Source organism: Microbulbifer mixtoriginis (SeqCode) (assembly GCF_052466765.1).
Genome location: NZ_CP174289.1, coordinates 155457 through 179727, shown reverse-complemented (window position 1 = coordinate 179727; position 24271 = coordinate 155457). Strand labels below are relative to the sequence as shown.

Annotated in this window: 21 protein-coding genes; 20 read left to right on the top strand and 1 reads right to left on the bottom strand. The window is 50.3% G+C overall.

All coding sequences use genetic code 11. The annotated features are described in order from the left end of the window. Window positions 1-92: 92 nt before the first annotated feature. The 4 genes from ACJJIV_RS00775 to ACJJIV_RS00760 all read left to right on the top strand — a co-directional run bounded on the left by ACJJIV_RS00775 (window position 93) and on the right by ACJJIV_RS00760 (window position 6295). A complete protein-coding gene (locus tag ACJJIV_RS00775; RefSeq protein ID WP_252085834.1) occupies window positions 93-770 on the top strand; it encodes a TetR/AcrR family transcriptional regulator in 678 nt (225 codons plus the stop codon). Next, a complete protein-coding gene (locus ACJJIV_RS00770; protein WP_444890374.1) occupies window positions 763-1326 on the top strand; it encodes a DUF1285 domain-containing protein in 564 nt (187 codons plus the stop codon). The genes ACJJIV_RS00775 and ACJJIV_RS00770 overlap by 8 nt, the downstream gene beginning before the upstream one ends. A gap of 468 nt (window positions 1327-1794) precedes the next feature. Then, entirely contained in the window at window positions 1795-3444 is a 1650-nt protein-coding gene (locus ACJJIV_RS00765) for a beta-helix domain-containing protein (RefSeq protein ID WP_444890373.1), read from the top strand. 121 nt (window positions 3445-3565) lie between these two features. Next, window positions 3566-6295: a TonB-dependent receptor domain-containing protein gene (locus ACJJIV_RS00760; RefSeq protein WP_444890372.1), complete on the top strand. Its 2730-nt coding sequence runs from the start codon at window positions 3566-3568 to the stop codon at window positions 6293-6295. A 130-nt stretch (window positions 6296-6425) separates the two neighbouring features. Here ACJJIV_RS00760 and ACJJIV_RS00755 read toward each other — a convergent pair whose 3' ends face one another. Beyond that, complete coding sequence (locus ACJJIV_RS00755; protein ID WP_444886120.1) at window positions 6426-8063, bottom strand: electron transfer flavoprotein-ubiquinone oxidoreductase; 1638 nt, start codon at window positions 8061-8063, stop codon at window positions 6426-6428. Between the two features lie 353 nt (window positions 8064-8416). On the opposite strand from ACJJIV_RS00755, the gene ACJJIV_RS00750 reads away from it, so the two are divergent. The 16 genes from ACJJIV_RS00750 (at window position 8417) to ACJJIV_RS00675 (ending at window position 24209) form a co-directional block, all read left to right on the top strand. After that, window positions 8417-9166 carry an electron transfer flavoprotein subunit beta/FixA family protein gene (locus ACJJIV_RS00750; protein WP_252085838.1) on the top strand — a complete coding sequence of 250 codons (750 nt, stop codon included), beginning with the start codon at window positions 8417-8419 and terminating at the stop codon, window positions 9164-9166. Then, a complete protein-coding gene (locus tag ACJJIV_RS00745) occupies window positions 9166-10095 on the top strand; it encodes an electron transfer flavoprotein subunit alpha/FixB family protein (protein WP_444890371.1) in 930 nt (309 codons plus the stop codon). The genes ACJJIV_RS00750 and ACJJIV_RS00745 overlap by 1 nt, the downstream gene beginning before the upstream one ends. A 221-nt stretch (window positions 10096-10316) precedes the next feature. Beyond that, window positions 10317-11009 carry a type II secretion system protein N gene (locus tag ACJJIV_RS00740; RefSeq protein ID WP_444890370.1) on the top strand — a complete coding sequence of 231 codons (693 nt, stop codon included), beginning with the start codon at window positions 10317-10319 and terminating at the stop codon, window positions 11007-11009. 58 nt (window positions 11010-11067) lie between these two features. Next, entirely contained in the window at window positions 11068-13107 is a 2040-nt protein-coding gene (gene gspD, locus ACJJIV_RS00735; RefSeq protein WP_444890369.1) for a type II secretion system secretin GspD, read from the top strand. Next, window positions 13104-14600, top strand: coding sequence for a type II secretion system ATPase GspE (gene gspE / locus ACJJIV_RS00730; RefSeq protein WP_444890368.1), 1497 nt, complete (start codon window positions 13104-13106; stop codon window positions 14598-14600). Before gspD ends, gspE begins: the two co-directional genes overlap by 4 nt. A gap of 2 nt (window positions 14601-14602) precedes the next feature. Next, a complete protein-coding gene (gene gspF, locus ACJJIV_RS00725) occupies window positions 14603-15820 on the top strand; it encodes a type II secretion system inner membrane protein GspF (protein WP_252085843.1) in 1218 nt (405 codons plus the stop codon). 266 nt (window positions 15821-16086) lie between these two features. Next, window positions 16087-16515 (top strand): type II secretion system major pseudopilin GspG, encoded by a 429-nt coding sequence (gspG, locus tag ACJJIV_RS00720; protein WP_252085844.1) that lies wholly within the window; start codon window positions 16087-16089, stop codon window positions 16513-16515. A gap of 20 nt (window positions 16516-16535) precedes the next feature. After that, window positions 16536-17123 (top strand): prepilin-type N-terminal cleavage/methylation domain-containing protein, encoded by a 588-nt coding sequence (locus tag ACJJIV_RS00715; protein ID WP_252085845.1) that lies wholly within the window; start codon window positions 16536-16538, stop codon window positions 17121-17123. Further along, entirely contained in the window at window positions 17113-17496 is a 384-nt protein-coding gene (gene gspI / locus ACJJIV_RS00710) for a type II secretion system minor pseudopilin GspI (RefSeq protein ID WP_252085846.1), read from the top strand. Before ACJJIV_RS00715 ends, gspI begins: the two co-directional genes overlap by 11 nt. Window positions 17497-17501: 5 nt before the next feature. Continuing rightward, a complete protein-coding gene (gspJ, locus tag ACJJIV_RS00705; RefSeq protein ID WP_444886124.1) occupies window positions 17502-18263 on the top strand; it encodes a type II secretion system minor pseudopilin GspJ in 762 nt (253 codons plus the stop codon). Then, window positions 18226-19245 carry a type II secretion system minor pseudopilin GspK gene (gspK, locus tag ACJJIV_RS00700; RefSeq protein ID WP_444890367.1) on the top strand — a complete coding sequence of 340 codons (1020 nt, stop codon included), beginning with the start codon at window positions 18226-18228 and terminating at the stop codon, window positions 19243-19245. The genes gspJ and gspK overlap by 38 nt, the downstream gene beginning before the upstream one ends. Window positions 19246-19278: 33 nt before the next feature. Beyond that, window positions 19279-20613, top strand: a complete 1335-nt coding sequence (gene gspL, locus ACJJIV_RS00695) for a type II secretion system protein GspL (RefSeq protein ID WP_444890366.1) — start codon at window positions 19279-19281, stop codon at window positions 20611-20613. 43 nt (window positions 20614-20656) lie between these two features. Then, on the top strand, window positions 20657-21142 hold the full coding sequence (locus ACJJIV_RS00690; RefSeq protein ID WP_444890365.1) for a type II secretion system protein M: 486 nt from the start codon (window positions 20657-20659) through the stop codon (window positions 21140-21142). 225 nt (window positions 21143-21367) lie between these two features. Then, window positions 21368-21640, top strand: a complete 273-nt coding sequence (locus ACJJIV_RS00685; RefSeq protein ID WP_252085851.1) for an acetyltransferase — start codon at window positions 21368-21370, stop codon at window positions 21638-21640. Between the two features lie 109 nt (window positions 21641-21749). Further along, window positions 21750-21953 (top strand): DUF2788 domain-containing protein, encoded by a 204-nt coding sequence (locus ACJJIV_RS00680; protein ID WP_252085852.1) that lies wholly within the window; start codon window positions 21750-21752, stop codon window positions 21951-21953. Between the two features lie 45 nt (window positions 21954-21998). Further along, window positions 21999-24209: a hybrid sensor histidine kinase/response regulator gene (locus ACJJIV_RS00675; protein ID WP_444890364.1), complete on the top strand. Its 2211-nt coding sequence runs from the start codon at window positions 21999-22001 to the stop codon at window positions 24207-24209. Window positions 24210-24271 lie beyond the last annotated feature (62 nt).

Here is a 24271-nt window from a genome sequence, read left to right as displayed (position 1 = left end):
ATTCTCTTTTCCAAGCGACTCGAATTGCCTATCATTCATGAATGAATAGTCAATTTCAGTCCCCAACATTACGGGCAGAGAAGGTCGGAAGTATGGATAAGGCAAAAGAGAAGGTTCAGAGGTTTCGCGCGCGTGAGCAGCGCATCCTGGATGCGGCTCTGGAGCTTCTGCTGGAGCATGGTGAAGAGAAAGTCACGGTTGAGCAGATTGCTGAGCGTGTAGATATAGGCAAAGGCACCATCTACAAGCACTTTATCTCTAAAACAGAAATCTATATGCGGCTGCTGATGGACTATGAAAAGTCCCTGGCAGAGCGCCTGAAGATCGCAGTAGAGAATGCAGAGAAAGGCGACATTACCGCGCCCGCTCGTGCCTACTTTGAGTCCCGTATGGCTGATCCTGGTAAGGATCGCCTCTTTCAGCGCTTGGAAGAAAAGATTATCTCTCTCAATTTGGCGCCTGAGATGATCTCCGAATTACACGCTATCCGTAACTCCAACACCTCTGCTTTAAACCGAGTATTTGAGCGCAGGATAGAGCAGGGGATGCTGAAAAAAGTGCCTGCCTATTTCTATTACTCCACTTACTGGGCCCTAGTGCAGGGCGCAGTAGAGCTCTATCACTCCAAATCCTTTGCCGATGTGATCGAGGATCGTGAGGGATTGATGGAGTTTATTATGGATGTGGGTGTACACATTGGTGATACCTCACAGCGTAAACCCATGGAGAGCGGCCATTCTGGCGACACGGCGGGGTCCTCCTTTGGCTGAGCCACTTTTTCAGCAACTGCAAAAGTTGCAAAAGGAGTTCCACGGGCACCCACCGGTTGACCGGTGGGACCCGGATTTCTGTGGCGATATGGATATGGTGATCAAGAGTGATGGTCGCTGGATTCATGAAGGAACCGAAATCCGCCGCCAGCCACTGGTGAAGTTGTTTGCTAGCATCCTGAAGAGGGAAGGGGATGAGTACTTTCTGGTCACTCCTGTCGAAAAGCTGCGAATACAGGTTGAGGATGTCCCCTTTGTAGCTACCCAAGTTGCGCGCAGCGCCTCAGAGGGTGAAGATCAGCGGCTATTATTCACTACGAGTGTGGGCGATGTTATCGAGCTGAATCAAGGTAGCAATTGGCAGCTTCAAGAATTCGGCACACCTGCACAGCCAGTCCCCTACGTAGAAGCCCAAAATGGCCTAATGGCCAGGGTGTCCCGTGATGTCTTCTACCAGCTGGTAGATTGGGCAGAAGAGAGAAGGCTGGGGGAAAATGGTTCTGGGCAGCTGTTTATACGCAGTGCGGGTGGCGAATTTCTTTTGGGTTCTTATTAGGAAACGCCCTTTTCTAAACCTGGGGTTGTTTTCTATTCCCCCAGGTTTATCTAACTACTTAGATAAGCCCCTCTTGAAATCGCCTTTAACGTAAGTTCTCCCTAGATTCATAACTTTTCATATTTTTTTTGAAGCCTTTGTAGTCTTGTGCAATTGGCAAGATTTAATGGTTTTTATATTTCTTTCATTTTTCTGAAAGCGTATGTAAATCCAAGGGAAATAAAAAATACAATTAAATGTAAAGTTCAAGTTTCTAGTGCAAAAATTACTGAAAACATATAAAAAGTTAACAAATTCGCAACACGCCGTTTCTACACTCCCCTCCGTCCTATTCGCTTAGGCGTAAAAACAAACATAGTGTTCAGGCGGTCAATTATTTGATTTCAAGTTTTTACCTGTAAGTAAAATCTGAGGTCAATATTCATAGGCTGCTCATATTTTGGATATTAATTCCTTTAGGGGGGGAGTATGAAGCGTATACAAAATCGAGTCGTCCTGGCTGCTGTAATTGTGGCTTTATTGGCGGGTTGTGATGGTGATGGTGTCAGTGTTGAGCCTAAGACCGTAGATAATTCAGTAGATAACTCTGTTGATAATTCTGGAAGTGGTTCTTCAGAAAACCCCTGTGCAATTATCGAAAGCTCGGGCGTGCAAGGTACCTACGAGAGTGGTAACTGCCGATATGGAACCGATTTTGTTTCTGCATCCAATCCTTTAATTGAAGATTTGTACCTCCCGGCGCTTTCAGAAGGTGGAGCCCATATTTTTGATGGTAGTCTTTTTGTTGGTGAAAATTTCTCTAGTGATGCCGACTTGCAGGCCGCTGGTATCACCAAGGGAGGAGATAACGTAAAGCTGGAGATACAGGCTGGGACAACCGTTGCGTTCAAGGATAACTCGGCTTTTATGGTCGTGAATCGTGGCTCGCAAGTTTTTGCCCGTGGTACTGAATCCGCACCAATTACCTTCACTTCTGAAACTGATGTTCGCGGCACTGTGACTGCTGATGCAGTATCCCAGTGGGGTGGAATGGTTATCAATGGTTTTGGTGTTACCAATAAATGTAAATATAAAGGCTCTATTGGCGGCGGAGATTTGGTCTTGGATGGAGAGTGTCATGTTGCTGCCGAGGGGTCTACTGACGATAACACTTCATACTACGGCGGCGACAACAATGCGGATAACTCTGGTGAGCTTTCCTATGTCGTCGTAAAACATACTGGAGCTTTGGTCGCTAGTGGCGATGAACTCAATGGTATCTCATTTGATGCGGTTGGAAATGGGACTGTGGTAAACAATTTGCAGGCTTATTCCACTTTTGATGATGGGATTGAGTTCTTTGGCGGTGCGGTAGATATTAATAATTATGTTGCTCTTTATGTGCGAGATGACTCAATCGATATTGACGAGGGTTACCGCGGAAGTATCACCAATGCCCTGGTGATTCAGAGTGAAAATGATGGCAACCACTGTATTGAGGCAGATGGAATCGGTTCTTATAAAGACACGATTGATTACACCGCACTGATTAATCAAGGGCTTAACAGTCGCCCTATGATTGATGGTCTGACTTGTATTGTTTCTGCTCAAAAAGAAGGTACGCATGATCCGGGTGCTGGGTGGCGCTTGCGTGAGGGTATTTACCCAATGATTACTAACTCAATAATCGTTGCCTCATTTAAAGCTGACGAAACGGCTGATGATGGTAGCAACTACTGTTTACGTATGGAGAGTGCTCAAACCCGTAACGAAGCGACCTCCGGAACAGAGCTAGCCTTGACCTCAAACATTTTCGCTTGTGAAGATCGCACTAAAACCGACGAAGCTTCATTCGATTTAGTGGCCTGGGCTGAAGATAATGGTAACCAGTTTGCTCCGATTTCTGGTGCGGTGAGTCCAACCATCGGTATTGATACCAATTTTATTTTGCTAGACGGAACCCCTGCAATCTATACGGTAGCTGCTGATCAACAGCGCATCAATGATACCGTGCCTACTGTAACTGCGTTTGAGCGCGCATACTTGGGTGCCCTCGATATAAATGGCACTGACTGGACTCAAGGTTGGACTTACGGCCTTCACCAGGGCAACCGCGCACAGCCTCTCTGGTTTGAATAATTAGCTTTAGGGATTGTTAGGAGTATTTCTCCTGAACCTGCAGGGCGCCGCCTTCGCTGATGGGGTCGGCGCCCTGTTTGGTTTTGATACCCCAAAATAGGAATGATAAGAGGCCTGTGTAATGGATAAATATGAAAATTTCCAGAGACTGCCGTTGGTAATGGCTATTACTGCGGCCTCTGCTATGGCTCCTGGTGTATTTGCCCAGGATGCCGATCTGGTGGAAGAAAGCACTGGTAAAGCACGAGGGATTGAAGAAGTGGTAGTTCAGGGGCGTTTGCGGGACTCCGCGGAGGCCCTGGTCAGTGAGCGCCTGCAAGAAGAAGTGGTCACCGATATCCTTGGTGCCGAGATGATCGGCCGGGTAGGGGATTCTACAGTGGCGGCTGCGTTGCGTAGGGTATCGGGACTATCGCTCGTGAGTGATAAGTTCGTCTATGTGCGTGGATTGGGGGAGCGTTACTCAAGTACCACGCTAAATGGTGCGATAGTACCCTCACCGGATCTGACTCGAAATGTGATTCCTCTCGATTTATTCCCTACTTCCATAGTGGATTCCCTGGCTGTTCAGAAGAGTTACTCTGCTGATCAGGCTGCTAGCTTTGGCGGTGGCAATGTGGATATTCGCACAAAGGGAATTCCCGATGATCTGACTTATTCTGTAGAGTTTGGCACAGGAAGCAATACGGAAACCAGTGGCGAGGTTCTGAGTTATCAGGGTGGAGATGATGACATCTTCGGAACTGATGATGGTACCAGGGCACTCCCAGGAGAAATATCCGCAGCGCTAAAACGTTTCAGGGGGGGCTTGGGTATCTCCGATATCAGAAAAGTTCTGGTTGAGGAGGGAAATCAGTATGCCAGTGAGCATGAAGCCGATGATGCAGCCCAAGCACTAAATCGTGAACTGGCCTTAAATCTCAATCGTGATATTTCTATCGAAGTGGATTCCAGTGATCTGGATAGGGATATGAAAGCGAGTGTAGGCAACCGTTTTTCCTTCAATGATCTTTGGGAGTTGGGATTTCTGGCTGGAGCCTCTTATAAAAGTAAGTGGAGGGAGTCTGAGAGAACCCTGCGCAACTTTGGTGCCCCCAAAGAGCAATTGAATAATCGCAACAAGTCAACTTATTCAGTGGATATCAGTGGGAATTTAAATTTAGGTATACGCTTTGCTGATGAGCATGTGATTGAAACTACGAGTATATTCCTGCGCAATACTGATGATGAAACCTCTATTACGGATTACTTTAATGAGAACCGGCAGGTATCAGACGGTTCAGGCTATCGTGAGTATTTGTTGAAGTATGAAGAAAGAGAGCTAAACCTAAATCAGGTCAAGGGCAATCACTCTCTGGGGCCCGAGACCAAAACCCTTCTTCCTTTTGAGTTCTTCAATCTGGTTCCGGAAGAGGTGATTGTTGATTGGTTTTATTCGGATGCAACAGCGACCACAGACATCCCCAATCAGGTCGACGTCATTTCCGATACAGTTACTGATCCTACGACGGGTGAAGTGCTTAGCTCTAAGGTCAGTACGGGTTCTCGAAGTGCAGGTTTCCGATTTACAGAGCTTGAAGACGAAGTCAAAAATTACGGTTGGTCAGTCAACTTGCCTCTAGAATTTTCATTTTCAAGTTTGGAGTTGACGGGTGGCTTCGCGAGGATGGAGAAGGGGCGCTCATACAAGCAAACTGAGCTGCGCCTAGATATCTTCAGTGTGGCTACTGAAGATGTACTCGTTGGCCCGCTGGGCGAGGTATTTGGTGATGAAAATATCACCAACAATGGAAATGACTACGTTTTCGACTTGGCGGGAAGTAACAAGCAAAGCTATTTAGCAGCTACGGCTACAGATGCAGTATTTGGTAAATTCGATTGGACATTATTTGAAACCTGGCGAATTTCGGCTGGGGCGCGCTGGGAGGATTACAGTCAAGTGGTACTTGAGTGGAATCCTTATGGCTACACCATAGATGACCCTCAAGTAATAACTGACCCGAAAGAACTGCTGGAAGCCGTATATTCTGAAGATGACATTTACCCATCTTTCTCACTGACTTATATGGGAGAGTTTTGGGCGGAGACTTTTCAGCTTCGTTTTGGAGTCTCAAAGACAGCTGTACGGCCGGATCTTCGTGAAATTACCGATGCGTATTATATCGATCCTATTACTGGAGAGCAGGTCAAAGGTAACCCCAGTGTTCGTCCCTCTGAAATCCATAATTATGATCTGCGTGCCGAATGGTTCTTCGATAGTGGGGACAACTTAACGGTTTCCGCTTTTTATAAGGATGTTATTGACCCCATAGAATTTTTTGAAGCGGCTTCCAGTGATACCAATGTAGCCAGGGAAATTATTAATGCCGAGTCTGGAGAAATTACCGGTATTGAAATCGAGGGCATGAAGCAGCTCGGCTTCCTGGGTGACTCTATGGAGAGTTTCTTTGTGCAGGGCAACGTCACTTTGCAGGAGACGGAATTGGTTGCGGGGGGTGAGGCTGATGCGCCTACGAATCCTGAGCGGGAAATGACGGGGGCTTCGGAGTTTGTCGTGAATATGCTTTTGGGCTTTGATAGTTCTGATGGCAACCATTCGGCAACATTGGGGTATAACGTATTTGGTGAGAGGTTGCATCTCGCCGGCCGTAAACTCGATCCAGACTCATATGAACAACCTTTTCATTCTTTGGATTTGACTTACTCCTGGTATCCCATCGAAGAAGTGACAATAAAAGCCAAGATGCAAAATTTGTTGGATGAGTCTATCGAGATTGAGCGTGATGGCGTCATCGTATTCGAAGAGGAGCTTGGCCAATTCTTTGCCTTAAGTGCTCAGTATAAATTCTGATTTTCTGCCTGCTAAATCCTGCTTCCGACTTCTGGAAGCAGGAGTTCATCTAGTTTTGCGATCTTAGAAGAGCGCTGACTAATAACGCGGATACAAAAATGGCGCCCGAAGGCGCCAGAAAGCAAACTGCTTACATATTTGGGTAGTTGGGGCCGCCGCCACCTTCTGGAGTAACCCAGACAATATTCTGGGTTGGGTCTTTGATGTCACAGGTCTTACAGTGCACACAGTTCTGTGCATTTATCTGGAAACGTTTGCCGTTGGTATCTTCAACCACTTCATAAACGCCTGCAGGGCAGTAACGCTGAGCTGGTTCATCATAAATCGGCAGATTGTGGTTAAGCGGAATCTCCGGATCCTTCAGGGTTAGGTGACAAGGCTGGTCTTCCTCGTGGTTGGTGTTAGAAATAAACACAGAGGAGAGCTTGTCAAAGCTGAGTACACCGTCGGGTTTGGGGTAGTCAATTTTTGCGCAGTCCGCAGCCGGTTTCAGTTGTGCATGGTCAGCTTTGGTGTCGCGCAGGGTCCAGGGCAGCTTGCCTTTGAAGATATTGATATCGACAAATGCGTAAGCTGAACCGAGGATGTTGCCCCACTTGTGTTGTGCCGGGCCGAAGTTGCGCTGCATATGCAGCTCTTTCCAGGCCCAACTATCACGATACTTGGTGGTGTAGTCGGTCAGCTCTTCACTGTTGCGCTCTGCGGCAAGGGCTTCCACTACGGACTCAGCGGCGATCATGCCGGACTTCATCGCGGTATGATTGCCCTTGATCTTGGCGAAGTTCAGGGTGCCGGCGTTGTCGCCGATCAGCAGGCCGCCAGGGAAGGTCATCTTCGGCTGAGATTGCAGTCCACCTTTAACAATGGCACGTGCACCGTAAGCGACACGCTGACCACCGTCCAAGTATTGTTTGATTACCGGATGATGTTTGTAACGCTGAAATTCGTCAAAGGGGCTTACGTGTGGATTGCTGTAAGCGAGATCGGTAATTAGGCCAACCACAACCTGGTTGTCTTCCAGGTGATAAAGGAAACCACCACCGTGGGTGCCGCTTTGCTCCAAAGGCCAGCCTGCTGTGTGAACTACCAGGCCTTGCTGGTGTTTGTCCGCAGGAACTTTCCAGATTTCCTTAACGCCAATGCCGTAATGTTGCGGATCGGCATCTGCATCCAGCTTGAAGCGCTCGATCAGTTGCTTGCCCAGATGGCCGCGACAGCCCTCGGCAAAAAGAGTGTACTTGGCGTGCAGCTCCATGCCTGGCATATAGGAGTCTTTCTGCTCACCATTCAAGCCAATGCCCATATCGCCGGTGGCAATACCTTTTACAGAGCCATCTTCGTTGTACAGAACTTCTGCAGCGGCGAAGCCGGGGAAAATCTCCACCCCCAGGTTCTCTGCCTGCTCGGCCAACCAGCGGCAAAGGTTACCGAGGCTGATAATGTAGTTGCCCTCATTGTGCATGGTGCTTGGCACAAACATGTTGGGCACTTTGATGGAGTTCTCATCGCTGCGCAGAACGTAGATATCGTCGCCCTTGACCTCTGTGTTCAGCGGGGCGCCGCGCTCTTTCCAGTCTGGGAATAGTTCATTCAGAGCAGTTGGCTCAAAAACTGCGCCGGAGAGAATGTGGGCGCCGACCTCGGAACCTTTCTCCACAACGCATACTGAGACATCTTCATTGAGCTGGCGAATACGGCAGGCCGCTGCCAATCCGGCCGGACCGGCACCCACGATCACTACATCGTATTCCATTGATTCGCGTTCCACGGCACTCTCCTCAGCGGTTGTATTCAACTTTTTGCGGCCATTCCGGCCTTATCATTTATATAGAGGGCGGATTATATAGGCGTTTATTCAACCCTACCAATTGCATGACTATTCATTTGCTATGGCAAATGTGCTGTATTTCAACAGGTTAGGGAAGCTGAATAGATGGTCTCTATTTCCTGAAATAGATTGCATGAATGGCAGAAGTCACTTCTATTTGGCTATTGATTTTGCGGTATAGAACCGCCACCATACACGCCGTTCAAACACCTGTTTGACCAGAACACCGTATCCGTTCGCGATGAGAATCGTCAGTCGCGGCTGTTAAAAAGCATATTTGAGACGGGATTTCCATGAAAGTTCTTGTAGCTGTGAAACGCGTTGTCGACTACAACGTCAAGGTTCGCCCCAAGGCGGACGGCACTGACGTTGATACTGCCAACGTCAAAATGTCTATCAACCCCTTCTGCGAAATTGCAGTAGAAGAGGCGGTTCGCTTGAAGGAAAAAGGCGTTGTTAGTGAGATAGTCGCCGTTTCCATGGGTCCCAAGCAGAGCCAGGAGCAAATTCGCACAGCACTGGCGCTGGGAGCCGACCGAGGCATTCTGGTTGAGACCGATGCCGAACTGCAGCCTCTGGCTGTGGCTAAGTGCCTGAAGGCGATTGTCGATAAAGAAGAGCCGCAAATGGTTATTCTCGGCAAGCAGTCTATCGATGGCGACAACAACCAAACTGGCCAGATGCTGGGCGCATTGACTGGTATGGGGCAGGGCACCTTTGCTTCCGAAGTGGTTGTAGAAGGCGACGCTGTGAAGGTAACCCGTGAAATCGATGGTGGCCTGCAGACTGTTGAGCTGAAGCTGCCAGCTATCGTGACTACCGACCTGCGTTTGAATGAGCCACGATATGCATCTTTGCCGAATATCATGAAGGCCAAGAAGAAGCCTCTCGATACTACTACTCCCGATGAGCTGGGTGTAGACATCGCTCCTCGCACTAAAACCCTGAAAGTCGAGCCACCAGCAGAGCGTCAGGCTGGCGTTAAAGTTGCCGACGTGGCGGAACTGGTAGAGAAACTGAAAAATGAGGCGAAGGTAATCTGATGAGCATCCTGGTTATTGCTGAACACGACAACGCCGAACTGAAGGGCGCTACGCTCAACACTATCGCCGCAGCTAAGGCTATCGGTGGCGACATCGCCGTCCTAGTCGCTGGCGCAGGCTGTTCTGCTGTTGCAGACGCCGCTGCTAAAGTTGATGGCGTTAGCAAAGTATTGCTGGCTGACAACGCTGCTTACGAGCACCAGTTGGCTGAAAACGTTGCCAAGCTGGTTGCCGATCTGGGTAAAGATTACGGCCATATCCTGGCGCCAGCCACTACCACCGGTAAAAACATGCTGCCGCGCGCCGCTGCGCTGCTGGATGTTCAACCGATCTCTGACATTATCTCTGTAGAGAGTCCCGATACTTTCAAGCGTCCAATCTACGCTGGCAACGTTATCGCGACCGTGCAGAGCTCTGACGCCATAAAGGTGATTTCCGTTCGTACTACTGCTTTCGACGCAGTGGCTGCAGAAGGTGGAAGTGCAGCTGTTGAGGCTGTAGATATTGCCGATGACGCCGGTGTTTCTTCTTTTGTAGGAGAAGAGCTTGCTAAATCCGACCGCCCTGAGCTTACCGCCGCTAGCGTGGTAGTTTCCGGTGGTCGCGGCATGCAGAATGGCGACAACTTCGAGATGCTGTACAAGTTGGCAGACAAGCTGGGTGCGGCGGTTGGCGCCTCACGCGCTGCAGTAGACGCTGGATTTGTGCCCAATGATATGCAAGTTGGCCAAACCGGTAAGATCGTTGCTCCGGACTTGTACATTGCCGTTGGTATTTCCGGTGCCATCCAGCATTTGGCTGGCATGAAGGATTCCAAGGTTATTGTGGCTATCAACAAAGATGAGGAGGCTCCAATCTTCTCCATTGCTGACTACGGTTTGGTGGCAGATTTGTTTGAAGCAGTCCCCGAGCTGGAAGCAAAGCTGTGATTTCTGATTAGTATACTGATCAGTACTGGAAAAGGCGGCGTATTGCCGCCTTTTCTCATTTTTGGCTTCTGGACTACGGAACTAGTGTGCAAATTCGGGGACGAAGTGTTGGTTTGCAACGTTTAACTGGGCAGGAGCGTTGCCTTTCGAAGGCGAAGGCAACAAAATAGGCGTCAAAAACCAATAACCTAAGAAAGTTGAACTTGTATGTGGGTATGTTCATGTCCCCATTAAAGCGAGCCATTGGCTCAGTCGGTAAAGGCTTTAGCCAGGGCGATTCACGCAGATCGCTCTCTCGTGGCACCATGGCGGCATCTGCGGTGGGGTTGCTGTGGGTATCTGGCAATCTACTCGCCTATGGCTCTTTACTGATTCCAGCAGAGCCGGAAGAGTCTCTGCTGGCTGAGCGCAATGATAGTCGTGTGAGTGCCCCCCAGGCAGCTTCAATACCGAACACTCCCTTCTTTGGTTATGCCGAAGCCAAGAAACAAGAAGCTGTTCCCGAAGTTGATCTCTCCAACCTCCCTATAACCCAGCTGAACATCGTCCTCTCTGGCGTTTTGGATAATTCGGACAAGAGTAAAGCCAGCGCCCTGGTTGCCGAAAAAGGCAAGCCTGCAAAGCGTTTGTATGTGGGAGATTCCCTGCCTGGTGGCGCAGAACTTTATTCTGTTGAGGTAGACCATGTAGTTCTTCGTCGTAATGGCAGGATGGAAAAGCTGACATATCCCGAGATGGATGGCCGCCCCAATGTTCCGCTGAAAAACTACTCAAGCCTGTCACGCAAATCTAGGCAAAGTAGTCGTGCGGGAAGCTCCTCAAGACGTGAGGCGAGCCAGGAAAGTATTCGAGAGCGGATGGAAAAGCTGCGTGAACTGGCTCGTGAGCGTCGTGCTCAGCGCCAGCCCCAATAAAAACTGTCTAACTAGATTGTTTTGAGTTTTTTGAACATTTACTAGAGCCAGATAAATAATGATGAAGATGTTTTATCGACGGCTGATTGCGGTCGGGTTTAGTTTTTTTGTGTCTACTGCAACGCTGGCTCAGGGCCCGGAGAGAGTTACCCTTTCTCTCGATAATGCCGATGTTCGCGACCTGATTAACTGGGCAGCGGATTTCACCGGAAAAAATATAATTGTCCACCCCAATGTAAAGGGAAAAGTCACCGTTGTTGCCGGTGACCCTATGACACATGATGAAGCCTTCGATGTTTTTATGTCGGTGCTTCAAGTAAATGGTTTCAGCCTGGTAGAGCAGGGTGGTACCTGGAAAGTGGTACCCGATGCCCTTGCCAAGCAGCAGGCAATTCCGGTTGCTGATGAAAATACCCGTGCGCCGGCCGAATCATTAGTCGTTCGTACTGTTCGAGTTGAGAATATCTCAGCTTCCCAGTTGATCGCTATGTTGCGCCCGCTGATTCCTCAGACTGGCCACCTGGCAGCTTATGCTGATACCAATACCCTGATTATTGCTGATCGTGCGGCGAATATTGACCAGATTGTTCTCTTGGTAAAACAGCTCGATCGTGCGGGTGCCATCGATATTGAAGTGGTGCCACTGATGTTTGCTTCCGCCAAAGAAGTGAAGCAAATTCTCAATGACTTGTTGCAGGCGTCTGGTGGCAAGGGCGCTGGCCGGGAAGTTCAACCGTTGCGAATCGCAGTGGACGAGCGTTCCAATAGCGTTCTTTTGACTGGTGACCCAGTCACACGCCAGCAGATCAGAACCGTTATTGCCCGCTTGGACCAGCCGCTGGATGGTGATGGCAATACGGCTGTAGTTTATGTTCAGTATGCCAATGCCGCCGACCTGAAACCAATTCTGGAAGGCATGAGCGGTAGTATTCAGAATACAGAAAAAGACCAGCAGGCTGCGAACGTTGAAGTCAGTATTCAGGTCAACGAATCCCTCAATGCGCTGGTTCTCACCGCGCCTCCGGCACTACTGGAAACAATGAAAGGCGTGATTGCACGCCTGGATGTACGTCGTGCTCAGGTGCTGATCGAGGCAATTATTGTCGAGGTTAAAGAGGATACCAATAATAACCTTGGTATCAGCTGGATCACGGGTGATGAAAACCTTGTTGCCGGCTGGAACAACCTACCGGCTGAAGACGGAGATGGGAATATCAATCCGTTCTCCCTTCCTTTCACGAGTATCACTGGCGCGAATGCATTACATTTAGGCTATTTGAGTGGAAGTGATATCCGAGTTGCAGTGAATGCGCTTGCCACAGCGGGCAATACCAATATTCTGTCTACGCCGACCATTATGGCTTTGGATAATGAAGAGGCTGAAATCCTCGTCGGGCAGAATGTACCCTTTATTACTGGTGAGCAATTGTTGTCCGGTAGCAATGACGACCCTTTCACCACTATTCAGCGGGAAGATATTGGTACCACCCTCAAAGTCACTCCACGTGTAAATAACAATAACTCGGTAACTTTGGAAATTGAGCAGAAGGTTGAAAACCTGCTTTCCGCTGCAGCTGATGCTGCTGTGGGTGCCTCGGACATCGTTACTAGTAAACGTGAAATTCGCACCAAGGTATTGATTGATGATGGTGCGATTTTGGTTTTGGGTGGGCTGATAGAAGATAATGTTACTGACTCCGTGCAGAAAGTGCCTCTGTTGGGGGATATTCCAGGAATAGGGCGTCTGTTCCGAAACAATACCAAGAAAGTCGTAAAAACTAATTTGATGGTGTTCCTGAAGCCTAAGATCCTGAGCACCCAGTTGGCTGGCTATGAAGAAACCCGCAAACGCTACATGGATATGCAGCAGAAGCAGATCTTCTTGAAAGACAGAACGAGCCTGCTGTGGGATTGGCACCGCGGTGATGCGCTACCTGACCTGATGCCGCCAACAGGAACTTATAACGAAAGCCCAGCGCCGGTAGATGGCTCTATCAATGCCGTTGACAACCTGGAAGACGCCCTAGAGGGAGTACCTGGCGAGGTTGAAGTGTTGGATGGTGAGGTTGAGGTGCTGGAGGTAGAAGAATTTAAATGACGGTTGATACAGGAACAGGGACTCCAGCAATTCGTCGCCTTCCATATGCTTTCGCTAAGCGCCATAAGGTCCTGCTACTGGAGCAGGAGGGGCGTCCGCTGTGCCAATACGTTGCACCGCTGAGCCCCTCTGCGATTGCCGAGGTGCAACGTATCAATGGTGGTGCGGTAAGCCTGGAGTCGGTGGAAGATGAAATTTTCCAGGTAGCCTTGCAGCGCCTCTACGAAAACCGCGAGGGGGGCAACCTCTCCGAAGTAGAGGGGCTGGGTGATGATTTGGATTTGGCCGCAGTTGTAGATTCGCTACCGGAAACAGAAGATCTACTAGAGCAGGAAGACGATGCGCCCATCGTTAAGCTGATCAATGCGATTTTTGCGGAGTCCCTGAAACAGGGGGCTTCGGATATTCACATTGAGACCTTTGAAAAACGCTTAATTGTGCGTTTTAGGGTAGACGGCGTGTTGCGCGAGGTGTTGCAGCCTCGGCGCGCCCTGGCTCCGCTATTGGTTTCCCGTATCAAGGTAATGGCTAAGCTGGATATCGCTGAAAAGCGTATTCCCCAGGATGGCCGTATCTCGCTGCTGATGGCCGGGCGTGAAGTCGATGTACGTGTTTCCACCATGCCGTCCTCGGCCGGTGAACGGGTGGTGATGCGCCTGCTTGACAAGCAGGCGGGTAAAATGGACTTGTCCAAGCTTGGCATGTCCGAGCGGGACCACAATGTCATGACAGAGCTTTTGGCTCACCCACACGGCATTATTCTGGTTACGGGCCCGACGGGCTCAGGTAAGACGACCACTCTCTATGCCGGCCTAGGCAGTATTAACAGCCGGGAAAAAAATATCCTGACGGTGGAAGACCCGGTCGAATACAACCTGGAAGGGGTTGGACAGACCCAGGTCAACACCAAGGCAGATATGACTTTTGCACGAGGCTTGCGCGCAATTTTGCGTCAGGATCCGGATGTGGTGATGATTGGTGAGATTCGAGATCTTGAGACTATGCAGATCGCCATCCAGGCGAGTTTGACTGGTCACTTGGTACTCTCAACCCTGCATACCAATACTGCACTTGGTGCTGTTACCCGTCTGATGGATATGGGCATCGAACCTTTCTTGCTGTCCTCCAGCTTGATTGGAGTTCTGGCACAGCGCCTGGTCAGGGTGCTTTGCCCTACCTGTAAGCAGCCCCATGTTCCCGATGAAGGGGAGAGGGTAGTGCTTGGCGTCGCCCCCGCTGAGGATACTCTCATCTACCGCCCCAATGGTTGTGATGAATGTAACCATAGCGGCTATGTGGGCCGAATCGGTATTTATGAGTTGGTGCCGCTCAATGAAATCATGCGCCAGCTGATCCACGATCGAGCCTCCGAGAGCAAGCTGGTGGCAGAAGCACGTAAATTGGGGCCGAGTATCCGTGATGACGGTATTGCCAAGGTCCTGGCTGGCAGGACTTCCCTTGAAGAAGTCATGCGGGTAACCCAGGAGTCTTAATCGTGGCAGCGTTTGAGTACACAGCCCTCGCGGCATCCGGTCGAAAAAGCAAGGGAACCCTAGAGGCCGATAGTGCCCGTTCGGCGCGGCAGCAATTGCGTGCTAAAGGCATGGTGCCTCTGGATGTTACCCCTGCCGCCGAGCAATCTGAGAAGAGTGCTGGCGGTTTTATGTCCGGAAGTCCCGGGCTCAGCATTAAAAATCTGGCCCTGCTTACCCGCCAAATTGCCACTTTGTTGCGCGCCGGTATTCCGTTGGAGGAGACCCTAGGGGCAATTGCCAACCAGACTCGCAACCAGAAAATCCGGCGGGTAGTGCTGGCGGTGCGCGGAAAGATTTTGGAGGGCCACAGTTTTGCCCAGGCCCTTGGGTGTTTCCCCAAGGCTTTCCCCAAGCTCTACCGGGCTACCGTGGAGGCCGGTGAGCATTCCGGACACTTGGATGCGGTGCTGGAACGTTTGGGAGACTACACCGAGGGGCAGCAGCAGTTTCGTCAGAAAGTGCAATTGGCACTTATTTACCCCATGGTATTGGTCTTTATCTGTGTCCTCGTGGTTACCGGCCTGATGGTTTATGTGGTGCCGGATGTCATTGAGGTCTTCACCGGCACTGGACAAATTTTGCCGCTACCCACTCGGATACTGGTCTCAATGAGTGACTTTATTGCCGCCTGGGGCTGGCTGGTGCCTCCAGCGCTAGGGGCCATTATTGCGGGTGTGGTCATTATGCTGCGCCGCCCGGCGATCAAATATAAGTTTCACCATCGCCTATTGGACCTGCCGGTAATTGGTTGGATGGTTCGCGGTGCGCAGAGTGCCCGTTATGTGGGAACCTTGGCGATCCTTACCGGTAGTAGTGTCCCACTGGTGCAGGCAATGGGTATTGCTCGCGGGGTAATGACCAATGAGTTCTTAAAAGATCGTCTGGAAACTGCACAGAAGACGGTACGTGAGGGCGGTAGTTTGCACCGAGCCATGGAAGATATTGGGTATTTCCCGCCAATGATGATCTACATGATCGCCAGTGGTGAGTCTTCTGGCACCCTGGACGAAATGCTGCAGAGGGCTGCGGAGTCCCAGGAGCAAGACCTTCAGGGGGCGGTGACTGCTTTTGTGAGCTTGTTCGAACCGCTGATGTTGCTTGTTATGGCCGCTATCGTACTATTTATCGTGATGGCGATCATGATGCCAATTATGAGCATGAACGAACTGGCTATGTAGAGTTCAAAGTAGTGAAGTCCACAGATTCAGGATGCAGGTTATTTAGGAGGGGAAGATGAAATCCTTACTAAACAGCCGTGGCTTTACCCTACGCGAGGCCTCAAGGGTACTTATTGGACTCGGCTTAGTAGGGGTGCTCGGCTTCTTACTGCTTTGAGAGTGTAGATAGATCTCTTTTTACAAAAACTGAATATTTTTAAATTGGGGCCACGATTCCCTTCGTGGCCCTGGGGGTTCCCAGCTTTCAGCTGAACTTGGAGAAAAAAATGCGAAACCTACGCAGAAGTGGTGGCTTCACCTTGATTGAAGTCATGGTGGTGATTGTGATCCTCGGTGTTCTTGGCGCCATGGTGGTTCCCAGTGTTTTGGGCAAAACTGGTGAAGCCCGTATGAAGGCCGCTCGCGTTGACCTTCGTGCTATCGAGACTGCCCTTGACATGTACCGTATGGACAACTTTGTTTACCCAAGTTCTGACCAGGGTCTGGAAGCTCTAGTTTCCCGTCCCTCCGGTTTTCCCGAAGCTAAAAACTGGACTGAACCTTACTTAAAGAAAGCACCCAAGGATCCTTGGGGTAATCACTACCAGTACATCAGCCCCGGCAGTGCCGGCGCATTCGATCTGTTCTCCCTGGGTGCGGATGGTAAGCCTGGTGGAGAGGGTGAAGCCGCCGATATTTTTGCCGCTGACCTGTAACTCGGTTCAATCAGCAATCGATGTATAGGCGATCAGCCCGCAGTAGGCTCAAGCGTAATCAGGGTTTCACGCTGGTCGAGATTCTGGTGGTGATTGTTATCATCGCCAGCTTGGCTGGCATGGCCATGATGTCCCTGGGCAGTTCCGGGGTGCGTGTCTGGGAAGGGGAGACTCAACGTCTCTCCGCCTTGTTGCAGCTTGTCGCGGACCGTGCCCTGATTGATAAAGCCCATTACGGCGTAGTGCTTGAACCCGAATCTTATACGGTAGTGCGATTTGATCCCACTTCAATGACTTGGCAGGCTCCCGATATGGCTGCTGCCGGTCGACGCAGCCAGCGATTTGCGGCTCATGAGCTTCCCGCTATCGTTCGTTTGGAGGTGCTTGAAGAGGCGGAACTGCCTTCCACCCAATCCACAGAGTTTGCTGAAGAGCAGAGCGATGAGGAGAAGATCAAGCCGCAGTTTGTCGCTTTATCGAGTGGTGAAGTTCTCCCGATCAAACTAGCCGTTTTTCTGGTCGAGGATGGTGACTTCTCTCGTGGCGCGACAATTTCTTACAGTAGCCTCTATGGCTTGCAGCTAGAGTGGCAAGCCGATGACCTTTAAGCGCAATTCCCTGGCCCGACAGGGCGGTTTTACCCTGGTTGAGGTTTTGATCGCCCTGGTCATCTTTGGGGTTATTGCCGCCAGCGTATTGCGTACTATGCAGAGCAGCGTGCAGCGCCAAAGAGTTATGGAGGAGCGGCTCGCAGCTAACTGGGTCGCTCAACAGGTACTCTCGCAAATTAGAGTACAAACTCCCTGGCCTCCGATTGGTGAGAAAAAGGAGGAAATGTCCTTTGCGGAGAGAGACTGGGAAGTGACCGCAAAGGTAGAGGCGACCAGCGAAGAGCGCCTTCGCCATATCGTGATTCAAGTGGGTTACCCCGATGCCGAAAACCCAACTTTGACACTGGATGCCTGGGCGGCGCAGGAGTAGCTTCTATGCAGATTTCTCCAATAAAGGGCCAGTCAGGCTTTACTCTGGTTGAAGTACTCGTCGTACTGGTGCTGGTGGCGATTATCAGTGTTGGTTCATTTTCCCTACTAGAAGTTTTTCATAATTCCGACAGTGTTGTTGAGCGTCGTGCAGAAGAGTTGCGCCGTTTTTCCATGGCTCTCTATCGTCTGGAGGAGGACCTGCGCCAGGTAACAGCGCGACCGATTAAAAATGCCTATACGGGCTATGAACCCGCTTTGCGCGGTGATCAGGACGAATTCGAATTTACCCGCCTTGGGGCGGCAAACCTTATTGGTGAGCCTCGGGGTGAACTTCAGCGGCTGGGTTACAGTATCGGCTACCCAGAAGACGATGAGAGAAGTAGCTCCTTTACTGAAGAGGAAGATCCTGGGGCTTTGTTATTGCGCAGTCGCTGGCAAGTTTTAGACCGAGGCCCTGACTCGGAGCCAATTGTTGAACCTCTGCTCGCCGGTGTGGAGAGCCTGACTTTACAATATTTTGACCCTAGCTCAGATGCCTGGGTTGCCCAGTGGCCGCCAGCCGGTACTACAGCATCTACTACTAGTGCAGATAGCCGCCTGCCAAAAGCTATCGAGTTCGTGTTAATGACCCGTCAGTACGGTGAAATTCGCCGCGTCTTTTCCTTCTCAACTGTAGAGTTCAGCTCGTCTCCCAATGACCCTGGTGAGCGTGAGGATCCCACGGAAGATGACCCTGATAGAGGTGATGACGATGAGCGCCTCTAAGTCGATAAAGACTTTTCGCCGCCAGCGGGGCGTGGCTTTAATTACCGTTTTACTTGTAATGGTGATTGCAATTGCCCTGGTCTCGCACGCCATTACCCGCGATCAGATTTCCATCACCCGAAGCGGTGCTCTTTTGGCCAATTCGCAATTAGCCGAGTTTGTCGCTGGGGCTGAGGCCTGGAGTAGGGTGGCGCTACTCAAGGATTATGAAGAGGATAAAGACGCTGCCCAACCTGCCGATCACGCTCTTGAGGCCTGGGCAGCACCGGCGTTGCAGTTCAATCCTGATAACGGAAAAATACGTATAAATATTAAAGACTTAAACTCTTGCTTTAATGTAAATAATCTTGTCGATAGCGGTAACGGGACCGATCAGTTTGATATTTTTCGCCGACTGGTGAGCAATGTCACAGGAAAATCAGAGTTAGCCGGGACTATTGCCGACTGGATGGATGACAACGACACACCGCGTTCCTCAGCAACCGAGGACGATGGCTATCTCGGTAGGGATCTTGCCCATCGCACCCCAGATACCTTAATCAGTGATATATCGGAACTGTCTTCTGTACAGGGTATGGAGCCGGAAGACTGGCAGAAGCTGGCTCCATTCCTGTGTGCGCTGCCGGAGACTGGAAGCAAGATCAATATCAATCTGGCTTCTCAGGAGCTTTTGGAAGCGGTGGACCCCTCCGCGAGTGTGAGTAAGTTGCTGCTGTTTCGAGAGTCTGGCGGCATCCTTAGCCAGTCGGGGGATCTGTCCTCTCATGGCTTCAACAACACCAACCAGATTGTGTTTCATAGCCAGCACTTTCTGGCGCGTATTGCTGTCCAATTGGGAGATAGTGAAGACTACCGCCAGTATTGGGAGACGTCTCTATGGCTCGATGAGGCCGGGGACGGTGAAGTCAAAGTTGTACAGCGCCAGCGGCGCACTTTTTCTGGTGCAATGATGCAGGAATTACTCGACTACAAGGCACCGTAGCGAGTCTAGATAGTAGATAGCCAATAAGATTGTATGTTTAAAAAGAAAAGCGTAAATGAAATCGGCATGCCTGCAGTGCCACCCAAGCCAGCTTTGGTCTTGCTGCGGCTCTCTGAAACTGGCGCCGGTGGGCTCACTTTACATCAGTGGGAGAATGGCTCTTGGTGTGAAGCTGCTCTGGATAATGAATTCCTTTCAGCCTTCAATCCAGAGTTTGAGGCATCGGCTGTACCCGACATCCACCCAGCGTTGAACTTGCCAGAGGGCAGCAAGGCGCTGCTACTTCTGCCTGGTAACTGGGTTTGGAGTGGCGTTGAATCTATCCCCAAAGCAGCTAGACGTCAGGCCAACGCTATTGGCTATATGGTCGAAGAGCAGCTTGCGGAGGATGTAGAAGATCTGCATTTTGTCTGTGCGCCTCGCAATGGTGATATCTGTAGCATTTACGCGATTTCCAAAGACAAGATGGAAATTTTGCACAGCCAGGTGGAGCGACTCGGCTGGCCTTTGACTGCGGCATTACCAGAATATTTACTATTGGATCTACTCGATATTGACCTTTCCCTTTGGTTGGATGGAGAGCAGGCTCATTTTTGGCAGTCGACAGGGCAGGGATTGTCGATCCGCCGCGAATACCTCCAGCCTCTGTTAGGCTCCCTTCTTGGCGCAGATATTACTTCTGAAGAAGGTGCTGATGAGGAGGAAGGGGAAGAGGGCAAAGAACTCCTATTACTGGGTGGCGGTGAAGAGGACGGTCTTGTTGTTGCCGAGCTGGAATCACTTTTTGCCGATCGCCTACAAGTCAATCAGCGCCCACCTGAAGAAGTTTTTCTCGAGCGTTATAAGCCCGGCAAACTTAGTAATTTGCTCAGTGGCGATTATCAACTAGCCAGCGGCAAAACTGAGTCGGTATGGTGGCTAAAGCCGGTCAAAGTAGCCGCCTTCTGTTTTGTCGCACAACTTCTGTTTTTTGTCGGTGCTGGGGCCTACTACCACTGGCAGGCCGAGCAGGCAGAAGAGCAGGCTAGAGCCATGTTCACGGAGATGTTCCCCAATGTACGTCCCTCGGCCCAGCTGCGTAGGCAGCTAAATGGCTTCTTAAAAAATGCCGGGAATCAGGGCGGCGCCTTTACCACCCATATGCAACAGCTCAGCAAAGTATGGACTCAACAGCGAGGTAAAGAGTTGCAACTTCAATCACTTCGCTTTGATGGCCAGCGCGGTGAAATGGTATTGCAGCTTAAGGCACAGAACCTCTCAGATTTGGACACTTTTGTCAGCAAGCTGTCAGGCAATGGTTTGCGTGCAGATTTACTTGGTGCCAATGAGTTGAAGAAGGGCGTATCCGGGCGGGTGCGTGTGCGCTAGAGGCGCAAGGTATAAGGCGAAAGAATTCGGTATTTAAAGCAGAATGAAAGAACAAATCGAGCAGTGGAAACAGAAGTGGCAGGCGCTGTCATCCAGTGATCAGCGTGCCTTGAGCATCCTTAGTCTTTTTGCCGGGGCGCTTTTTATTGTCTATGGCCTTTACAGTCCGGCCAAAGGTTTTTTCGATGAGTCTCGCGCGCGAGCAGAGGAGTCACAGGAGCTGGTTCTGTGGATGGAGTCCCAGCGACCCGTGCTCTCCCGTGTTAAACCCAATAGTGGGGGCGGCCAAGCTTCCGGCACTTTGTTGCAGCGGGTAACCAATGCGGCCAAGCAAAACCGGGTCACGATTAAACGATTTGAGCCTGAAGGGGAAAATCGTATTCGTCTATGGGTTGAAGAGGTGCGCTATCAGGATCTTCAGCCATGGCTAAACCAGCTGATGAAAGAACAATTGGGTGTTCGCACCATCAACCTTGATGCCTTGCCGGAGCAGGGTATGGTTTCCGCTCGCCTGACTATTGAGGGCTAAAGGAGCCCTATCATTTTCTATAGAATTTGGAGAAGTCCGGATAAGATTAGGCTTCTCCTTATCAACCCATGTGTGTTCTGCAGATCACAAGCTCTTTACAAATATGTGCTCCTCCTTGCCCTGTAGCTGCATTTCTTTTTTACGCCTTTTCAATAAACCCTAATTTAGCCAGAATTGTCGCCAAAAGCCCTATACTGAAGATGGGAAGTGGAAAAAGGTGCCACTATGCTTTTTAAAGATGTAACCACCAAGCATTTGGTTGAGGTGGCAGATGTTGTCACACTCTCGAATCCCTATGAGCTCACGGTAGTTGGCCGCTATCTGTGGGGGGAAGAGGTACAAGACCCAGAAGTTTTCGATAAAACAGACTTGTGTTTTCTGTCTGGTGAGCCACTACCAAGATGTTGGCACGATAGCCGCTATCGTGAGAAGGAAGTGCGTCGTTTGCGCTGTGGAACCCACGCGCAGGAAGATGGTGACTATTATCAGGGTGCCTGAACTGCCAGTCATGTTAATGGGTGAGCTGACCGACTGTATTCGGCCAAGTCTTACCTGTAGCTGTTAAGCGCTGTACAATGCGCGCCAATTTTTACAAGCGAAGATTTGCATGACTTTTGAGCAGTTTGAAGAGTATTCCCTGTGGTTGGGAATTGGCGCACTAATCTTATTTATGGTGTTTATCGTCTGGAACCTGGCCAAGGATTCTAAAGCGGGTAGGTTTGGCACCTTTATCCTGTTTCTGGCACTCGGTCTTGGACTGCTCGGCTTTATTATAAAAACAGTACTGGTTGAAGTACTTGGGATAGGCTAGGGGCCTCTATGTCACCGGATACCCAATGCTCCAGGGAAGGTCGCTATGACATTATTTGATCGCCCTGAACTCAAGGTGCAGAAGGATCGGCGTATTTGCCGAGCCACCGATATGCGTATCGCCAAATATAGTCGGCGAGGCATGGTACTCTCATTCTGTGCATTTTTGATCGCGGCCACCATCGGTGATATGCGCCTGGAAGCTCCGCGCTTATTGCTGATTCTAGGGGCTGGGTTGGTGGTTCTCACGCTGATCCGCGGTTACTACGTTTTTCGTTTTGGTCATTTGTATAGTTCGGGACCCAATCGCTGGCGTAATCATTACTTTTTTGTATCGATTCTTGGCTCTATCTGGTGGGGCCTGACTTTATTCTATTTTGTTTACTATATGGGCTTTGCCCCAGAGACCCACTTTCTGTGGATCTATACCGTCATCTTTTGCTCTAGCGTGACTACGGTATTCTCGCCTTATCACCGTTTTCTCACTTGGTTTACGGTTACTTCTTTACTGCCAGCGGCATTGATGGCTCTTTTTTCTGGCATGATCCTCGGTACTATTTACGGGACGCTCACTCTGGCCTTTATCTGGCTGACCGCTCACCAAGGGCGGCGAGAGTCGGAGAATTATTGGGAGCGCCTGTCGGCTATGCAGGAGTTGCAGCAGCGTGCGAGCAGCCTGGCCGCAGCACGAAAGCACTCTGAAGCAGCCGTTGAATTGACGAATGAATTTATTGTTAATATTGGTCAGGAATTCCGCAGTCAGCTTTCTGATGCCTTGGGGGCCTTGTCTCTTTTGGAGGCAGAACCGCTCAGCGAGCGTCAAAAAGAGTGGGTGGGGCTGGCCAAAAATGCCAGCAGCCAACAGCTTAAGCTAGTGGACAATGTGGGGCTCTTTACCCGTGTTGCTCGCAAAGATATCCGTATGCGCCAGGGGCCATTTAACCTGGTCAAAACCATTGAAAAGTCCTTCAAGTTCGCTGCGCGAGCAGCCCATAGTCAGTCTTTGGAATTTAACTTTCAGATTGATGACAGCCTGCCGGTGATGGTCACTGGCGATAATCGCAAAACAGCTCAGTTGATTCGCAATCTGGTGGACTCGGCTACGGGTATTGCCCAACGGGGAGAGCTTTGGGGCGAAGTGAGTTTTACCCCGATCACCTCTGTAGAAGGGCAGTTGAATATTACTCTGAAAGATGACGGCCGCGGTGAAATCCTGCCTGATGAGAGCGAGCTGTTTGGTGCTTTTTCCAGAATGGATACCAATCAGGTGACTACAGGTTTAGGGCTGTCTATCGCCAAGGGTCTGGCGGAAGCTATGGGGGGGTATCTACAACTGTACTCCAATCAAGACGGTAACCGTTACCAGGTCGTAGTCAAATTTACTATTGAACCTAATCAGCGTACCTACTTAACCCCGGACCGCCGTTTGCAGGATAGTGAGGTTTTACTGATACACCAAAAGGGCCTGTTTATTTCCGGCTTGATGCAGATGCTGCGCTCCTTTGGTATGGACGTAAAGTCCCAGCGCTGGTGTGAAGGTTGCGAGTGTGAAGTACAGCAGCTCCTTCAGCAGGCTTTGGAGCGAGGGCAACTGATCATGTTGGTGCCCGCCATGGGCGATGAGATACTCTTCGAATCAGTTACACCATTCTTTGAAAAGACTCATGCTGAGGACCGTGATTGCCCATTGATATGCCTGGGCGGCTTTGGTCAAAAGTCCTCTTTTGCGGAATTGCAAAGACTCGTACCTTCAGCTCTCTATCTGGGACGTCCGGTAACCCGTAAGGAGTTACACGATACTCTGGTGGAGAGAATCTTTGGCGGCGCCAAGCGAACTACTCGGCGTGTAGTAAAAGGTGGTGCCGATCAGCCACGGCAATATTCCCTGCTGTTGGTGGAGGACTCCCGTCCACATCAGTGGGTAACGGAAGAGATGTTGCAGGCACTCGGTTACCAGGTGGATATCGCCAGCAATGGGGAGGAGGCCTTGCTGCGTTTATCAGAGGGGCATTACGACCTGGCCCTGGTAGATTGTCAGCAAAATACCGATCACAGTGCCGAGATAATCGAGATACTGCGCCGATGGGAAACAGAGCACAGGCCTGATGATCGATTACCAATCGTTGCTTTAACCAGTACCACGGAAGAACAATTCGAAGGGCGTTGTTTAGCGGCAGGAATGGATGATTATCTAACCAAGCCCCTGAGCAAGGATCTGTTACGGGAAACCTTGGCCCGTTGGTTGGGTAGCGCCTAGAGTTGCTGAACTAGGATTATTTAATAATTGGATAATAGAAAGCCGCGGCAATTGCCGCGGCT

What these genes read in the sequence shown, in the direction of transcription:
- ACJJIV_RS00765 (WP_444890373.1), top strand. Translation starts at nt 1,795, where the DNA reads ATGAAGCGTATACAAAATCGAGTCGTCCTGGCTGCTGTAATTGTGGCT.
- ACJJIV_RS00690 (WP_444890365.1), top strand. Translation starts at nt 20,657, where the DNA reads ATGAAAGAACAAATCGAGCAGTGGAAACAGAAGTGGCAGGCGCTGTCA.
- ACJJIV_RS00715 (WP_252085845.1), top strand. Translation starts at nt 16,536, where the DNA reads ATGTATAGGCGATCAGCCCGCAGTAGGCTCAAGCGTAATCAGGGTTTC.
- ACJJIV_RS00775 (WP_252085834.1), top strand. Translation starts at nt 93, where the DNA reads ATGGATAAGGCAAAAGAGAAGGTTCAGAGGTTTCGCGCGCGTGAGCAG.
- gspG (WP_252085844.1), top strand. Translation starts at nt 16,087, where the DNA reads ATGCGAAACCTACGCAGAAGTGGTGGCTTCACCTTGATTGAAGTCATG.
- gspJ (WP_444886124.1), top strand. Translation starts at nt 17,502, where the DNA reads ATGCAGATTTCTCCAATAAAGGGCCAGTCAGGCTTTACTCTGGTTGAA.
- gspE (WP_444890368.1), top strand. Translation starts at nt 13,104, where the DNA reads ATGACGGTTGATACAGGAACAGGGACTCCAGCAATTCGTCGCCTTCCA.
- ACJJIV_RS00685 (WP_252085851.1), top strand. Translation starts at nt 21,368, where the DNA reads ATGCTTTTTAAAGATGTAACCACCAAGCATTTGGTTGAGGTGGCAGAT.
- gspK (WP_444890367.1), top strand. Translation starts at nt 18,226, where the DNA reads ATGACCCTGATAGAGGTGATGACGATGAGCGCCTCTAAGTCGATAAAG.
- gspD (WP_444890369.1), top strand. Translation starts at nt 11,068, where the DNA reads ATGATGAAGATGTTTTATCGACGGCTGATTGCGGTCGGGTTTAGTTTT.
- ACJJIV_RS00675 (WP_444890364.1), top strand. Translation starts at nt 21,999, where the DNA reads ATGACATTATTTGATCGCCCTGAACTCAAGGTGCAGAAGGATCGGCGT.
- gspL (WP_444890366.1), top strand. Translation starts at nt 19,279, where the DNA reads ATGTTTAAAAAGAAAAGCGTAAATGAAATCGGCATGCCTGCAGTGCCA.
- ACJJIV_RS00680 (WP_252085852.1), top strand. Translation starts at nt 21,750, where the DNA reads ATGACTTTTGAGCAGTTTGAAGAGTATTCCCTGTGGTTGGGAATTGGC.
- ACJJIV_RS00745 (WP_444890371.1), top strand. Translation starts at nt 9,166, where the DNA reads ATGAGCATCCTGGTTATTGCTGAACACGACAACGCCGAACTGAAGGGC.
- gspI (WP_252085846.1), top strand. Translation starts at nt 17,113, where the DNA reads ATGACCTTTAAGCGCAATTCCCTGGCCCGACAGGGCGGTTTTACCCTG.
- ACJJIV_RS00750 (WP_252085838.1), top strand. Translation starts at nt 8,417, where the DNA reads ATGAAAGTTCTTGTAGCTGTGAAACGCGTTGTCGACTACAACGTCAAG.
- ACJJIV_RS00760 (WP_444890372.1), top strand. Translation starts at nt 3,566, where the DNA reads ATGGATAAATATGAAAATTTCCAGAGACTGCCGTTGGTAATGGCTATT.
- ACJJIV_RS00740 (WP_444890370.1), top strand. Translation starts at nt 10,317, where the DNA reads ATGTCCCCATTAAAGCGAGCCATTGGCTCAGTCGGTAAAGGCTTTAGC.